Origin of the sequence: Pantoea rodasii, from assembly GCF_002095465.1 — a bacterium.
Taxonomy (GTDB): Bacteria; Pseudomonadota; Gammaproteobacteria; order Enterobacterales; family Enterobacteriaceae; genus Pantoea; species Pantoea rodasii.
On sequence record NZ_MLFP01000005.1, the window covers coordinates 343,960 to 359,088 of the forward strand.

Genomic DNA, 15,129 nt, shown 5'->3' on the forward strand with positions numbered 1-15,129 from the left:
CGCGCGATGGACGAGTGTCGCAAGCCAGCGCATAGTCATTATGCATATAAAATCGCAATTGAATATATATTCAAGCGGAGAAAATCAATGAAAGCATCTGTCCTTAAAATGACCCTACTGGCTTCACTGATGTTAGCCTCAGCGGCAACGCTGGCGGCAGAGAAAGGCTTGATTGCCATCATCACGCCTTCACACGATAACCCGTTCTTCAAAGCAGAAGCGGATGGCGCGCAACAGAAAGCAAAGGCGCTTGGCTACACCACGCTGGTGGCATCGCACGATGATGACGTGAATAAGCAGAATCAGTTGATCGAAACCGCTATTGCCCGCAAAGCAAAAGCGATCATTTTAGATAACGCCGGTGCTGACGCCACCGTTGGTCCGGTGCAGAAAGCCAAAGACGCCGGTATTCCTACTTTCCTGATTGACCGTGAAATCAACAAAACCGGCGTCGCCGTGGCACAGATTGTGTCTAACAACTATCAGGGCGCACAGCTCGGCGCGGAGAAGTTCGCCAAGCTACTGAATGGAAAAGGCACCTACGTTGAGTTGCTGGGCAAAGAGTCAGACACCAACGCGGGGGTGCGTTCGCAGGGTTATCACGATGTGCTGGATGATTATCCCGACATGAAAATGGTGGCGCAGCAGAGCGCAAACTGGAGTCAGACCGAAGCCTTCAGTCGTATGGAAACCATTCTGCAGAAAAACCCCGATATTGTCGGCGTGATCTCCGGCAACGACACCATGGCGCTGGGTGCTGAAGCGGCATTGAAAGCGGCCGGGAAAACCAACGTGATCATCGTCGGCTTTGACGGCAGCGACTACACCCGCGACTCCATCATTAACAAAGGCAATATCAAAGCCACGGTGCTGCAGCCAGGTTGGGCACAAGCGCAGATGGCCGTGGAGCAGGTGGATTACTACCTGAAAAATGGCAAAGCGCAAAAAGAAGAGAAGCAGCTGATGGATTGCGTGCTGATCGATGACAGCAATGCCGCGAAGTTGAAAAACTTCAATCTGGCGAAGTAACCCGGAGGTCGGCATGAAGGGAAAACAGCAGCCGGGCTGGTGGTTGGGCTCTTATCGCTGATATTAACCGCCTGCACCGTGGTGGATCTCGATGCAAACGGCAATCCCATCATGCCGAAAGATCCCAACGCCAAGCCCGGTTACAGCAGCCAAACGCCGCAGCAGATCGCCGAATCCAGCTGGGCCAGCCGCGTGCAGCAGCCAGCCGAGCAGCAGGCGCTGAGCTGGGCCGATATGGAAACCAAAAGCCAAACCGTTAAAGCCGGCGGCACCGAAAGCGTATTTGTGCGCGCCAGCGGCACGGTGAACGCGTTTGATAACAGTAACGAACGTGAGCGCAGCCTGACCCTGACGATCAATGGCAAACCGGTCAAGGTATTGATTGGGCCGGTGCTGCGCAGTAATGCGATTCGTGATGCCGCGGGATATCGCTTTGAAGAGTTCACCAATCAGGTGCAGTACGCGCAGTTGACGAAGGCGCTCAATCGCCACGCGGTGCAGCAACTGCCGCCGGTGGATGCCAGTTGGGTGGGTAAACCGGTGCAGGCGCTGTTAGCCGTCAGCATGGAACCGCACAAGGTGGTGGACGTGGTGGCAATTCAGTTGCAGCAGGGGAATCCATGATGAGTGACGAAATCATCCTGCAGGCGAACCAGATGTCGATGTTGTTTCCCGGCACGCTGGCGCTGGATCGTGTGGATTATCGCGTATGGCGCGGCAAAGTGAACGTCATCATCGGTGAAAATGGCGCGGGTAAATCCACATTAATGAAGATCCTCGCAGGGGTACAGCAACCGACCAGCGGCGAGATGTTCCTTAACGGCCAAAAAGTGGTGCTGAGCAGTACGCGAGATGCCGCGCGCCACGGCATCGGCATGGTGCATCAGGAGCTAAACCTGTTTGAAAACCTCAGCGTGGCGGAGAACATCTTCCTCGGCAGAGAAATCCAGCGTGGCATTAGACCGATTGATGAAGCCGAACAGAAGCGTCGTACCCGCGCGCTGCTGCAACGTCTCGACCAGCCGATCTCGCCGGACGAGCGGGTGGGTAACCTGAAAGTGGGCCAGCAGCAACTGGTGGAGATTGCCAAAGCGCTGGCGGAAAACGCCGACATTTTGATTCTCGATGAACCGACCTCGGCGCTGAGCAAAACCGAAGTGGAGATCCTGTTCCGGGTGATCCGTGAACTGACGCGGCAGGGCGTCTCTATCATCTACATTTCGCACCGGCTGGAAGAGCTGATGGCGATTGGCGATGTGATTACCATCCTGCGTGACGGACGATTTCAGGCGGAAGCCAAAGTCAGTGAGATCGATGTGCCGTGGATCGTGCGCGAAATGCTCGGCAGTGAACCGGTCAGTAATTTTCTGCCACCGAACCGGGAGTTTGGCGCGCCGGTGCTGGAAGCGGAGCACATCACCTGCGTCAGCCCGAACGGTAACACGCTGGTGGACGACGTCAGTTTCAACGTGCGCGCCGGCGAAATCGTCGGTATTTACGGCCTGATGGGCGCGGGGCGCACCGAGCTGTTTGAATGCCTGCTCGGCACACAGCGCAACTACCTCGCAAGCTGTGGCTGGATAGCAAACCGCTGCCAACGCGCTTGCCGACCGCCGAACGCATCCGCATGGGCATGAGTCTGGTGCCTGAAGATCGTAAACGCGCCGGTATTTTCCCGATTTCCTCAGTGGCCAGCAATCTCACCATTGCCAGCCTGTGGCGGCGTTTATCGCATCGCACGGTGATTTCTGAACAGGCTGAACGCGAGGCAGTGACCAGCACCGTGGGTAATCTGGCCATCAAAATCTCCTCGCCAGAGGTGGCCATCAGTGCCCTCAGCGGCGGCAACCAGCAGAAAGTGGTGATTGGCCGTTCGCTGTTAACCAATCCCCGCTTGCTGCTATTGGACGAACCCAGTCGCGGCATTGATGTGGGTGCCAAAGCCGAGGTGTTTCGCATGATGGTGCAACTGTCTCAGCAGGGAATAGCGGTGGTGTTCTCCACCTCGGACCTGAAAGAAATCATGGCGGTCGCCGATCGCATTCTGGTGATGTCGGGCGGCAAATTGACGGCCAACCTGCCGCGCGCGGAAGCGGAAGAAGCGGCGCTGGTTAAAGCAAGCGCACAAGGATTCTGAACATGAAAAATCAAGGCGCGATGGCGCTCGCTTCGCCAGGCAAAGCGTTTAACTCACGTGAAGGCCTGATTCTGTTGCTGTTAAAACTGCGCACCTTTATCGCGCTGTTTCTGATTGTTGGCTTCTTCGCGATTACCGTACCGGATTTCCTTGCCGTTGGCAGCATGGTGATCATGGTGAAACACATCGCCATCAATGCATTTCTGGCGCTGGGCATCACCTTTGTGATCATCACCGCCGGGATTGACCTGTCAATCGGTGCCACCCTCGGGCTGTGCGGCATGATTGCCGGTTGGCTGATCACCAAAGGGATTGTGTTACCGATGTTTGGCATCGCCATTTTTCCCAGCGTCTGGGTGATTGTGCCGGTGGTGTTGGTGGTGGGCGGACTGATTGGTGCGGTCAATGGCTGGATTATCACCAAATACAACGTTGCGCCGTTTATTTGCACGCTGGGCACGATGTACATCCTGCGCGGCGCGGCCATGCTGACCTCGGGTGGCGAAACCTTTCCCGGTTTGCAGGGCAATGAGCAGCTAGGAAACACCGGTTTTGAAAAAATCGGCGCGGGGTATTTCCTCGGCCTGCCGTGGGCAATCTGGATGATGGTGGTGCTGGCGCTGGTGATTGCCTATGTGGCGCGTCGCCTGCCGTTTGGCCGTCAGGTATATGCGATTGGCGATAACGAACGTGCAGCAGAGCTTTCTGGCGTCAAAGTGAAGTCAGTGAAAATCTGGGTGTACACCCTGTCTGGCTTCTGTGCAGCGATAGCGGGCATTGTGGTCTCCTCACAACTGGTCGCCAGCCATCCTGCCAACGGCACCTCATTTGAGATGAACGCGATTGCAGCAGTGGTGCTCGGTGGCACTTCGCTGGCCGGCGGACGCGGCACCATTCTGGGCACGCTGGTGGGGGCCTTTGTTATCGGTTTCCTCGCGGATGGGCTGATCATGATGGGCGTCAGCGAGTTCTGGCAAATGGTGATCAAAGGCATCGTGATTATTGTGGCGGTCATCATCGACCAGATGCAAAGCCGCATGCAGCAGAAAGCGGCGGTGGTGGCACAGAAGGCACTGATTCAGGAAGGTGAGGCCAAAGGTTAATCGTTACCCGTCATAAGCCGAGACGCAGGTGCGTTGGCTGCACTCGCTCACCCCAGTCACTTACCTGAGTAAGCTCCTGGGGATTGACGAGTTGGCCGCCTTCCCGCAACTCAGCTTATTTAGGGTAAAAATCTGGGTAAATTTTTTATCTGTTGTGAATATATATTCAATAACGCTTTAAAATGCAGAGGTGTCTATGAATCCTTTCAAATACTCGGTGGCGGATCTGGCCGCGAAAGCGCGTGCCGTGCGTCGTCGGATTATCCAGCTCAATGCGGGCAGTCCGGCGGGCGGACACACCGGTGCCGATCTTTCGCAGGTCGAGATCCTGACAGCGCTCTATTTCCGCATCCTGAACTGCGCCCCGGATCGCACCAACGATCCGCAACGTGACATCTATATTCAGTCGAAAGGGCATGCAGTGGGCGGCTATTACTGCGTGCTGGCGGAAGCGGGCTACTTCCCGACGGAATGGCTGCCGACCTACCAGCATTCGGATTCGCATTTGCCGGGCCATCCGGTGCGACAGAAAACGCCGGGCGTGGAGCTAAATACCGGCGCGCTGGGCCATGGCTTGCCGGTGGCGGTGGGCATTGCGCTGGCGGCGAAGAAAGACAACAGCGACCGCCGCATCTTTGTGGTGACCGGCGACGGGGAACTGGCCGAGGGCAGTAACTGGGAAGCTGCGCTGGTGGCGGCACACTACAACCTCGATAACCTGGTGATCATCAACGACAAGAACAAGCTGCAGCTGGCGGGGCACACGCGCGACATCATGAATACCGATCCGCTGCCGGATAAATGGCGCGCGTTCGGTTTAGAGGTGACCGAGTGTAACGGTAACGACATGGCGGCGGTGGTGGAAACCATTGAAAGCCTGCCGCGTAACGGCAAGCCGCAGGTGATTGTGGCGCACACCGAGAAAGGTTTTGGTATCTCCTTTATTCAGGGCAAACCAGAGTGGCATCACCGTGTGCCAAAAGGAGAAGAGATCGAACTGGCACTGGAGGAACTGAAAGATGAGTAATGCAAAACACCTGGCTGCGGTGATGGTGGAAGCCTTTATTGATGCCGTTAATCGTGGTGTCGATTTGGTGCCGGTGGTGGCGGACTCCACCTCGACCGCCAAAATCTCACCTTTCATTAAAGCCTTTCCGGATCGGCTGATTAACGTCGGTATCGCCGAGCAAACCCTGGTGGGCACCGCCGCCGGATTAGCCATTGGCGGAAAAGTGGCGGTGACCTGTAATGCTGCACCGTTCCTGATTTCGCGCGCCAACGAACAGGTGAAAGTGGACGTCTGCTACAACAACACCAACGTCAAACTGTTTGGCCTGAATGCCGGTGCCAGCTATGGGCCGCTGGCCAGCACCCATCACAGCATTGATGATATTGCGGTGATGCGCGGCTTCGGCAATATCGAAATCTACGCCCCGTCTTGCCCGCTCGAATGCCGGCAAATCATCGACTATGCGCTGGCGCACGTTGGGCCGGTTTACATCCGTCTCGACGGCAAAGATCTGCCACAGCTGCACGATGAAAACTACCAATTCCGTCCCGGCCAGATTGACGTATTACGTGAAGGTCACGACATCGTACTGGTGGCAATGGGGTCTACTGTGCATGAGGCAGTTAACGCGGCTGAGCAATTAGATGAACAAGGAATCAGTGCGGGTGTGATCGCCATTCCATCAATTCGCCCCTGTGATACCCAACAGCTGCAAGAGCTGTTAAAGCATTATCCGGCGGTGATCACCGTTGAAGAGCACAACGTTAACGGCGGAGTGGGCAGCCTGGTGGCTGAAGTGCTGGCCGAAGGCGGCTGCGGCATTCCGCTGTTGCGTCTGGGCATTCCAGATGGGCAATACGCGATTGCAGGCGATCGCGCATCCACGCGTGCTCACCATGCGATTGATGCCGCCAGCGTGGTGAAGCGTGCAGTACGCATATGTGCAGGAGCGTAACATGGCGGGTCCGTTGATACTGGCAATTGATGAAGGCACCACCAACGCCAAAGCCATCGCGGTGGATCGTGCGGGTCGCGTTGTGGCACGCGGTAGCCAGCCGTTGACCCTGGTTCATCCGCAACCGGGCTTAGCCGAGCAGGATCCCCAGGCGATCTGGCAGGCGGTGAAGCAGGCGATGGAAAGTTGTCTGGCGCAGTGCGGCGGGGCAGACGTGGCCGCGGTAGCAATCAGCAATCAGCGCGAGTCGGTACTGATTTGGCAGCGTCGCGATGGCCAATCGTTGACTCCCTTAGTGAGCTGGCAGGATCGCCGTTCTGAAGCGTTTTGTCGTGATTTGCGCGTGGCGGGCAAAGCGCCACGTATCACCGGTTTAACCGGACTGGCGGTTGATCCCATGTTCCCGGCGGGCAAACTCACCGGCATGCTGGCAATGCTGCCGGATGGTCTGGCGCGCGCACAGGCCGGTGAACTCTGCATCGGTACCGTGGACAGCTGGCTCAGCTGGCAATTAAGCGCCGGCGAAAGCTTCGTCACCGATCACGCCAATGCTGCCCGCACCCAGCTATACAACTTGCACAGCGGTGACTGGGATGACGAACTGCTGGCGCTATTCCACATTCCACGAGCGGCACTGCCTGACATTGTCCCTTCCGCCAGTGCGCAGGGTGTGGTGGTGCTAACGGATATCGCCGGGCTGAAACCGGGCACGCCGATCCTTGCACGCATTGGAGATTCACATGCGGCACTGCAGGCACAGCGTAGCGGCAGTGAAGAGGTGGTGAAAGCCACCTATGGCACCGGATCGTCGCTGATGATGTCGATGGCGACACCGCTGCTAACGGAAAATGGTCTCAGCACCACGGTGGCCTGGCACGACGGCACGCTGCGTTTTGCTTTTGAAGGCAACATTACGCACACCGGATCGGGTGCGGCATGGCTGGGACGCATGCTGGGTATCAGCGATCCACGTCAACTCACCGAGATGGCGCAGCACAGTGAACATAATCAGGGCATCTATTTTGTGCCAGCACTCTCGGGTCTGGGTGCACCGTGGTGGGATTTAAAGGCTCGCGGCATGGTGTGTGGTCTCACCGATGCCGCCACGCCAGAGGTGCTGGCGCGAGTGGCGCTGGAATCGATCACCTTCCAGATTGCCGATGTGTTCTTCGCCATGGAGCAGGCCAGTGGTGTGCAGCTGCCCGCGCTCTGTGTCGATGGCACGGCAACCGAAAACAGTTGGCTGATGCAGCTACAGGCAGACGTGTTACAGCGACCGTTGAAACGAGCCCCCACCGCCGAAGTCTCCGCGCTTGGTGCTGCACTGCTGGCGGGACGTTTATTAGGCTGGTGGCAGCAGGGCAGTGATATGCAGGCGCTGCAAGGCGGCAGTGTGATTGAGCCGCGCACCGATCGGGCGGCAAGCCTGGAAGCCAACTATCAGGGATGGCTGGATGCGGTGACGCGTTGTCGCTATCAGCCGCACGGCTAACCTCAGCAACTGATGTTCCTGCACCGGTTCGATGGCGCGTTGTCGCTATCAGCCGCATGGCTAACCTCTGCAACTGACGCGCCTGCACCGGTTCGATGGCGCGTTGTCGCTATCAACCGCACGGCTAACCTCTGTAACACCCGTAGCGGCGCAATTTATTGCGCTTATGACAGCGACTCAGCTGAGCAAAAATGCGCGATAAATCGCGCCGCTACGGTATGTTCAAGGTTCGATAATATCCCGTATTACATCACTTACTGGAAACGATTGGCTTTATCACGCGCCAGACGTTCCAAAGCGAAGATGACCTGTTGTAACTGACGCTCCTGCACCGGTTCGATGGCGGTAAAGCGGAAGCTCAGGCGTGGTGTGGTGCGGGTTTCATTTTTGCTGGTCACGGTGCTGCGCTCGCCAATGTGCAGCAATTGCGCGGTGACCTCAAAATGACCGTACTCGCCCAACTCAACGCGAAGTTTCTTAAAGGTATCGCCGCGATTTAACCCTTCCGGCAAGGTCTCATCCAGCAGCACCCCTGCGCCGCCCAGGGAGAGATCCTGCAAACGAAAACGCGCTTTGCTGCCATCAGGCCACTGCGTGTGACAGTAAAAAACTGGCTCCATTGGCGCACTGACGCGGAAAAACTCACGGCGCTGGATCTGCCACAGCAGCTCTGGCAGCGGCGCAGCAAACGCGGGTAAACCTTCAAACTCGGTGCGCTCAAGTTTAATTAAACCGAACTCCACCTTGGCTCCGTGCGTCTCTGCGGCGATGTTTACTTCGCCGCCCTGCAGCGCTAAATCGTTATCCAGCGCATTACTGCCGAGATCGAAGACCACGCGATCCTCGTCGGCATCCAGCATGCGACTGATAAATTGACCGCGCGAAAAGCTAACCATTAATGGAGTCTGGAAACGTAACAAATCCTTCATTACGTTCAAAACAGCTAAGGTGCCTCGTTTGAGATATTGTTCGTTATCGGCGTCTTTCACGTCCTGCTCCACTAATCCGATTGTTATTATCACGGGTGACACGGCTATCGAACTGTTATCGACGATTCAACAAAAAGCTTTAGCCTGCTAACTATTTTTTTACTGTGACGTTCATCAAGCAAAGTAAAAAAATCCCGCTATACTAAGCGCAGTGAACACCTTGATTCATAACGTAAGGAGCAGTAAATGGGTATTCTTTCATGGATTATTTTTGGTTTGATTGCCGGGATTATCGCTAAATGGATCATGCCGGGTAAAGATGGCGGCGGATTTATCATCACCGTGGTGTTAGGTATTGTCGGTGCCGTGGTCGGTGGTTGGATCAGTACCCTGTTCGGATTTGGCCGGGTTGACGGTTTCAACTTTGGCAGCTTCGTTGTTGCGGTGGTGGGTGCCATCGTGGTGCTGTGGATTTACCGTAAAGTCCGCACCTAGCAGTACACCCTTGATTGACTGAAATCCGCACCTCATTAGAGGTGCGGATTTTTTTATGCCCTTAGAAATCGTAACCCACAGTGGCGGTGAGGGTCCGTTCTGCACCGCGATAGCAGTAACCGGTGCCATAACAGGCGGCGAGGTACTTTTTATCGGTCAGGTTATTGGCGTTAACCTGCAGCCATGCGCCTTTCAACTGCGAATTCCACGCGCCCAGATCGGCACGGACGGAGGCATCAAACAGCGTGACCGAAGGTAAACGTGTGGTGTTTTCATTGTCAGCCCACTGCTTGCCGATATAGCGCACGCCAGCGCCTGCGCTCAAACCGTAGTCAAACTGATAATGCCCCCAGAATGACGCCATGCTGTTCGGTGTCACGTATGGCGTGTGGCCATCGTTGCCGTCCACTGAATCTTTGTAGCGCAGATGATTAAGGGTATAACCGGCGATGGTGCTCAGGCGCGGCGTCAGCTGATTACGGGCTTCTAACTCGATACCCTGCGAATGCACTTTGCCAGAAGGACTGTAAGTGCTGTCAATCACGTTACGGTTGGCCACATCGTTCTGCGTCAAATCATACAGCGCGATCGAGTACATATCGCGCGTGCCCACCGGCTGGTATTTCAGCCCGGCTTCATACTGCTCTGACGTAGTGGGTTTCAGCTGATTGCCGTTCGGATCGGTCAGAGAAGCCGGGGTGATCGCCTGGCTCCAGCTGACGTAAGGTGAAATTCCGCTGTCGAAGGCATACAGCAGAGCAGCACGCCCGCTGATGTGATCGTCCTGACGACGGCTGGTGCCATTATTAGACACAATGCGATCGTAGCGGCCGGAGAGATCCAGATGCCAGCGCTCAAGCTGCATTTCATCCTGCAAATAGAGCCCGGTCTGATAATAACGACGCGTTTCCTGGGTCCAGGTGTAATCCGGCATGTTGCCCACCGCTTCGCCTGTCCATGGATTCAGCGAATTCGCATAGCCACCGGCATCGCTCAAATCGTCCTTATAACGATGGTATTCGGCACCAAGGACCACTCGATGCTGCAGCGCGCCGGTGGCAAAATCGGCCTGCAAGCGGTTGTCATTAGCCCAGGCGCTCAGGGAGGAACGTTCACCGGAGTAGTAACGTGTCAGCAGATCCGGGTTAGTGGCGTTCCAGCCGATCTGATACACCTGATCGAGATCGACGTTGGAGTGGCTGTAGCTGGCGGTCGAATAAACCGACCACACATCATTAAAGCGGTGCGAGAAGTCGTAACTGTAGATCTGCTCGTGGCGCTTAAACTGATCCAGCGCGCTGTCGCCCTCATAGAATCCGTCACTCAGCTTGCGGCCATCGTGGCTATAAAGCGTGCCTTCAGCCGGGACCGAACCGTGATAACCGCCGGACGGATCTTTTTGCAGATAGGCGCGCAACACCAGGCTGGTGTCTTCACTCGGCTGCCACAGCAGCTGCGGGGAAATGGCATATTTTTCTTCGCGCGTGTGATCGTACTGGGTATCGCTGTTGCGCGTGATGCCGGTCAGACGGAAGGCCCACTGATCGTTAATCGCATTGGTGTAATCAAAGGCGGCGCTGTTACTGGCGTTGGTGCCGGTCGACAGGCGGAAATGGCCTTCTTCAGCAAACTGCGGACGCTTGCTCACCTGATTCACTAACCCGCCCGGCACGGTCTGGCCATACAGAGCGGAAGAGGGGCCTTTGATCACATCAATGCGATCGAGGAACCAGTTATCCACCTGCAGAATGTTAAAGCTGCCGCCATCGCTCATGATGCGCAAGCCATCGAGGAAGGTGTTATCGACATCACCACCGTGGAAGCCGCGCAGCGCAATCGTGTCGTAACGAGTTGCGGCACCGCCAAAGTTGGTGAACACGCCCGGCGTGTAGTTCAGTGCCTGATTGAGATCCTGTGCGCCCTGATCTTCCATCTGCTGACGCGTGACCACCGAAATGGATTGCGGCGTGGTGAGCAGCGGTTGGTCAGTTTTACTGCCGCTGCTGTGCGTGGCGAGATAGCCCTGAGTGGGTGAGGTGGCGCTCTCCTGAGGCTGAGCGGTCACCACCATGGCCTCTTCAGCGAAGGTTGCGCCGGGCAGCGCCAAAGCCAGCGCACAGAGCACGCGACCACGATTGAGGGTAAAAAGCGACATCGGAAATCCTTTAATAGAAAGCAGGCAAAAAGGCAGCCGAAAACAAGCGCCACCGCAAATGTGAGAATACGATTCGATTTAAGAGTGAGAATTATTATCTTTAAGTGGGGTTTGTTTCAAGGTGTGAATTTAAGAGAGAGGGGATGTGAGAAAAATAACAGCGATTTACGTGAGAAGGGCTGCCAACCCTAACCGATGAAGAGGGGCGCCCCGTGGGACGCCCGGCGTGATTATTTCCCCGTGCTCAACGCGGGCATATTCGGGATATCCCGTGCGTTATTACAGGTTTTATCCTTCGGACAGTACTTGTCGAGCAGTTTGAGCGTTACGCCATTGGTCCAGCCGAAGCCGTCCTGTAGCGGATATTCACCGCCACCGCCGCCGCCCAGTTGCGCGCCTTCCACCACATACTTCTCAACCAGCTTGTGCTCTTTGTCGTAAGTGGCCTGCACGTTTTGCAGGAAGCGTTGACCAATCTCTTGCGCCAGCTTCGGTTGCTTGTAATGTTCCAGACCTTCCACCGCCACCCATTGCAGCGGTGCCCAGCCATTTGGCGCATCCCATTGCTGGCCATTATTGACCGTGGTGGTCACCAAGCCGCCGGGTTTCAACAGCTGCTTCTCCACCGCTTTGGCGGTGCGATCGGCTTTCTTATCACTCGCCACCTGCATATACAGCGGGAACAGCGTGGCAGCGGTCAGCTGCGGATGAATCTGCTTTTTCTGCCAGTCATAATCGGCATACCAGCCTGTTTCTCATCCCACAGATAACGATTAATCGCCGCCTGGCGTTTCTCAGCATCTGCCGCGAACTGTTTAGCTTTATCATCCTGATTCGCCAGCTTCGAGGCTTTGGACAACACCTGCTCCAGATGGAACATCAGGCTATTGAGATCGACCGGTGCCAACTGCGTGGTGCGGATTGAGGCCAGATTGTGGGCATCGGTAAACCAGCGTGAGCTGAAGTCCCAGCCGGAAGCCGCACCGGCACGCAGATCGCGATACACCTGCTGTTTATTGCGATCCGGCGCTTTGTTAGCGGTATTCACATCGTCGAGCCAGGATTCGGTACGCGGCGCATCGCGCTCGTCCCAGTAGCGATTGAGCAGCGTACCGTCGCCGAGTTTAATCACGCGCTTGCTGGCCTGACCGGCTGCGACCTTATCGCTGTCCGCCATCCAGTAGTCGTACTCTTTCTGCAACTGCGGCAGATACTGGCGATAGGCCTCATCGCCTTTGTGGGTGGCCAGCAAATCCACCATCAAACTAAAGAAAGGCGGCTGTGAACGGCTGAGATAGTAACTGCGGTTGCCGTTGGGGATATGACCGTATTTATCGATTTCGGTGGCGAAGTTATCCACCATATCCTGCACGCGATCCCAGTGCCCGCTCTCGGCGAGGCCCAGCATGGTGAAGTAGCTGTCCCAATAATAAACTTCGCGGAAACGTCCACCCGGCACCACATACGGTTTTGGCAACGGCAGCAGGGAATCGTACTGGCTGGCGGTCGGTGTGGATCGCGTCAGCACCGGCCACAGACCGTTGATATGCTCACGCAGACTTTGTCCGGCAGGCGGCACATATTTATCCTGCTCTTTAGGTAGCGTGAAGTTGGCGTCAACGAAATGCTTGAGGTCGAAGTTGCGCTGGCCTTTCTGCATCTGCCAGTCCGCCAGTATCGAGGAGGGATTGTACTTCGGTACCGCATCGGCAAAGGTTTTCTGATCCGGATAAAATTTGGCCTGCTGGACCGCATTAAACAGCGGCCCCAGGCGGATATCGGGCGGCTGCGGCTGGCTGCTCAGCATTCGGCTGGTATCTTCCGCCTGCGCTACAGAAGCGCCTGCCAGCAGCGCCGCGCTAAGTAAGAACGTCAGTGGCGCGGGCGTGAATTTGACATTTTTTATCATCGGTTTTTCTCCTTGTCCGAAAAGGTGGTGCGCTAACACATTGACCACTCGAACAACTTTAGTCGCTAACGCGCCGCTTAGCCGCCTCAAGCCGTGGAAATGTGAAGCGGCGGGAATTAATCACGTAAGAAATTGCATCAACGCTAAGGTTTTTACTTGCCCTGAATCGCTATTTGCCTGAGGCTGAAGGAAAAAAAGGAGAACTTTATGGAGATCATCTGGTATCACCCGTCGCAAGCCCCCGATCGCTGGCTTGCTGGACTACGTCAGCGTTTACCGCAAGCCAACGTGCGCTTCTGGCAGCCGGGCGACACGGCGCCGGCCGATTATGCTGTTGTGCGCTCACCACCCACCGAGATGCTGGCTGGCCGCCCGTTAAAAGGCGTGTTTGCCATGGGCGCGGGCGTGGACGAAATTCTCAAGCAGCTGCGCGCCCATCCGGAAATGTTAGCCGATGACGTGCCGCTGTTTCGCCTTGAAGACACTGGCATGGCGCGACAGATGCAGGAATATGCTAACTGGTGCGTGCTGGGCTGGTTCCGCCGTTTTGCCGACTATCGTCAGCAGCAACATCAGGCAAACTGGCAGCCACTCGACACCGCAGACCGCGCCAACTTCACCATCGGCGTGCTCGGTGCGGGTGTGCTGGGCAGCAGCGTGCTGGAGAGTTTGCGCCAGTGGGGCTTCCCGCTGCGCTGCTGGAGCCGTTCGGCTAAGCAGATCGATGGCGTGCAAACCTTCCACGGTCGCGATCAGCTGGATGCGTTTTTCGATGGCACCCAAGTGCTGATTGATCTGCTGCCCACCACGCCGGAAACCATTAATCTGATCGATGAAAAGCTGCTGCGCGTGTTACCGCACGGGGCCTATTTCCTCAATCTGGCGCGCGGTGCGCACGTAGTGGAAGCCGATCTGCTGGCCGCATTGAACAGTGGTCAACTGGCAGGCGCGGCGCTGGACGTGTTCCAGACCGAGCCGCTGCCGACGGATCATCCGCTTTGGTCTCATCCACATGTCACATTGACGCCACATACTGCGGCTATCACGTTGCCCGGCGAGGCGATGGATTTCATTGCCGGTGCCATACTTGCTTTGGAGCAAGGGGATCAACCGGGTGGTTTAGTCGATCGTCAGCGCGGTTATTAATTCACATTGAGTCAGGAGAAGAGGATGTATCCCGTCGATTTGCATATGCACACCGTTGCCAGTACCCACGCTTACAGCACGCTGCATGACTACGTGGCGCAGGCGAAGCAGAATGGCCTGAAACTGTTCGCCATCACCGATCACGGTCCGGATATGGCGGATGCGCCTCACTACTGGCACTTCGTTAATATGCGTATCTGGCCGCGCGTGATTGATGGCGTAGGCGTGCTGCGCGGTATTGAAGCCAACATCAAAAACCAGCAGGGCGAGATTGATTGCAGCGGTCCGATGCTGGACGCGCTGGATCTGATCGTGGCCGGTTTCCATGAGCCGGTGTATGCGCCGCGTGACAAAGCGCATCACACCGAGGCGATGATTGCCGCGATGGCGGGCGGATTGGTGCACATTATTTCGCATCCGGGCAACCCGAAATTCCCGGTGGATATCCGCGCGATTGCCGAAGCGGCCGCGCATTATGATGTGGCGCTGGAGATCAACAACTCCTCCTTTACCCATTCGCGTCCGGGCAGCGAACCAAACTGTCGCGCCATTGCTGAAGCGGTGCGTGATGCGGGCGGGCGTCTGGCCTTTGGCTCGGATTCACACACCGCGTTTACCCTTGGTCATTTCGAACACTGCATCCGCATCACACGCGAAGTGGATTTTCCTGAGGATCGCGTGTTAAATGTCACGCCGCGCCGCCTGCTCGATTTCCTCGAACAGCGTACCGGTAAGCACATTGCTGAATTTGCGGACTTTTAACTTTTAGC

At 56.3% G+C, this 15,129-nt stretch carries 11 protein-coding genes and 2 pseudogenes; 10 read left to right on the forward strand and 3 right to left on the reverse strand.

Translation table 11 applies throughout. From position 1 onward, the window contains the following. Positions 1-87: 87 nt before the first annotated feature. From HA45_RS10030 to HA45_RS10060, 7 genes and pseudogenes are all read left to right on the forward strand, one after another. Positions 88-1,029, forward strand: a complete 942-nt coding sequence (locus HA45_RS10030; protein ID WP_100702846.1) for a D-ribose ABC transporter substrate-binding protein — start codon at positions 88-90, stop codon at positions 1,027-1,029. Between the two features lie 36 nt (positions 1,030-1,065). Beyond that, positions 1,066-1,653 carry a DUF2291 family protein gene (locus tag HA45_RS10035; RefSeq protein WP_128598919.1) on the forward strand — a complete coding sequence of 196 codons (588 nt, stop codon included), beginning with the start codon at positions 1,066-1,068 and terminating at the stop codon, positions 1,651-1,653. Further along, positions 1,653-3,166: pseudogene (locus HA45_RS10040) on the forward strand (sugar ABC transporter ATP-binding protein). Before HA45_RS10035 ends, HA45_RS10040 begins: the two are co-directional and overlap by 1 nt. A gap of 2 nt (positions 3,167-3,168) precedes the next feature. Then, the gene (locus HA45_RS10045; RefSeq protein ID WP_100702848.1) at positions 3,169-4,269 is read left to right on the forward strand and encodes an ABC transporter permease; all 1,101 of its coding nucleotides are present in this window, start codon (positions 3,169-3,171) and stop codon (positions 4,267-4,269) included. 196 nt (positions 4,270-4,465) lie between these two features. Further along, on the forward strand, positions 4,466-5,296 hold the full coding sequence (locus HA45_RS10050; protein ID WP_100702849.1) for a transketolase: 831 nt from the start codon (positions 4,466-4,468) through the stop codon (positions 5,294-5,296). Then, positions 5,289-6,233: a transketolase family protein gene (locus HA45_RS10055; RefSeq protein WP_100702850.1), complete on the forward strand. Its 945-nt coding sequence runs from the start codon at positions 5,289-5,291 to the stop codon at positions 6,231-6,233. The genes HA45_RS10050 and HA45_RS10055 overlap by 8 nt, the downstream gene beginning before the upstream one ends. 1 nt (position 6,234) lies before the next feature. Further along, positions 6,235-7,725, forward strand: coding sequence for an FGGY family carbohydrate kinase (locus HA45_RS10060; protein ID WP_100702851.1), 1,491 nt, complete (start codon positions 6,235-6,237; stop codon positions 7,723-7,725). Between the two features lie 254 nt (positions 7,726-7,979). Here HA45_RS10060 and HA45_RS10065 read toward each other — a convergent pair whose 3' ends face one another. Beyond that, the gene (locus HA45_RS10065) at positions 7,980-8,714 is read right to left on the reverse strand and encodes a flagellar brake protein (protein WP_100702852.1); all 735 of its coding nucleotides are present in this window, start codon (positions 8,712-8,714) and stop codon (positions 7,980-7,982) included. 186 nt (positions 8,715-8,900) lie between these two features. On the opposite strand from HA45_RS10065, the gene HA45_RS10070 reads away from it, so the two are divergent. Then, complete coding sequence (locus HA45_RS10070) at positions 8,901-9,149, forward strand: GlsB/YeaQ/YmgE family stress response membrane protein (RefSeq protein WP_100702853.1); 249 nt, start codon at positions 8,901-8,903, stop codon at positions 9,147-9,149. Positions 9,150-9,210: 61 nt separating this feature from the next. Here HA45_RS10070 and HA45_RS10075 read toward each other — a convergent pair whose 3' ends face one another. Together HA45_RS10075 and treA are read right to left on the reverse strand one after the other, a co-directional pair. Further along, on the reverse strand, positions 9,211-11,304 hold the full coding sequence (locus tag HA45_RS10075) for a TonB-dependent siderophore receptor (protein ID WP_100702854.1): 2,094 nt from the start codon (positions 11,302-11,304) through the stop codon (positions 9,211-9,213). A 230-nt stretch (positions 11,305-11,534) separates the two neighbouring features. Further along, positions 11,535-13,213, reverse strand: a pseudogene (treA, locus tag HA45_RS10080) (alpha,alpha-trehalase TreA). 207 nt (positions 13,214-13,420) lie between these two features. Between treA and ghrA the strand changes: the two are divergent. Both ghrA and HA45_RS10090 read left to right on the forward strand, forming a co-directional pair. Further along, entirely contained in the window at positions 13,421-14,359 is a 939-nt protein-coding gene (ghrA, locus tag HA45_RS10085) for a glyoxylate/hydroxypyruvate reductase GhrA (RefSeq protein WP_100702856.1), read from the forward strand. A 24-nt stretch (positions 14,360-14,383) separates the two neighbouring features. Next, positions 14,384-15,121: a phosphatase gene (locus HA45_RS10090; RefSeq protein ID WP_100702857.1), complete on the forward strand. Its 738-nt coding sequence runs from the start codon at positions 14,384-14,386 to the stop codon at positions 15,119-15,121. The last annotated feature ends 8 nt before the right edge of the window (positions 15,122-15,129 follow it).

What these genes read in the sequence shown, in the direction of transcription:
- HA45_RS10030 (WP_100702846.1), top strand. Translation starts at nt 88, where the DNA reads ATGAAAGCATCTGTCCTTAAAATGACCCTACTGGCTTCACTGATGTTA.
- HA45_RS10045 (WP_100702848.1), top strand. Translation starts at nt 3,169, where the DNA reads ATGAAAAATCAAGGCGCGATGGCGCTCGCTTCGCCAGGCAAAGCGTTT.
- HA45_RS10050 (WP_100702849.1), top strand. Translation starts at nt 4,466, where the DNA reads ATGAATCCTTTCAAATACTCGGTGGCGGATCTGGCCGCGAAAGCGCGT.
- HA45_RS10055 (WP_100702850.1), top strand. Translation starts at nt 5,289, where the DNA reads ATGAGTAATGCAAAACACCTGGCTGCGGTGATGGTGGAAGCCTTTATT.
- HA45_RS10060 (WP_100702851.1), top strand. Translation starts at nt 6,235, where the DNA reads ATGGCGGGTCCGTTGATACTGGCAATTGATGAAGGCACCACCAACGCC.
- HA45_RS10070 (WP_100702853.1), top strand. Translation starts at nt 8,901, where the DNA reads ATGGGTATTCTTTCATGGATTATTTTTGGTTTGATTGCCGGGATTATC.
- HA45_RS10075 (WP_100702854.1), bottom strand. Translation starts at nt 11,304, where the DNA reads ATGTCGCTTTTTACCCTCAATCGTGGTCGCGTGCTCTGTGCGCTGGCT.
- ghrA (WP_100702856.1), top strand. Translation starts at nt 13,421, where the DNA reads ATGGAGATCATCTGGTATCACCCGTCGCAAGCCCCCGATCGCTGGCTT.
- HA45_RS10090 (WP_100702857.1), top strand. Translation starts at nt 14,384, where the DNA reads ATGTATCCCGTCGATTTGCATATGCACACCGTTGCCAGTACCCACGCT.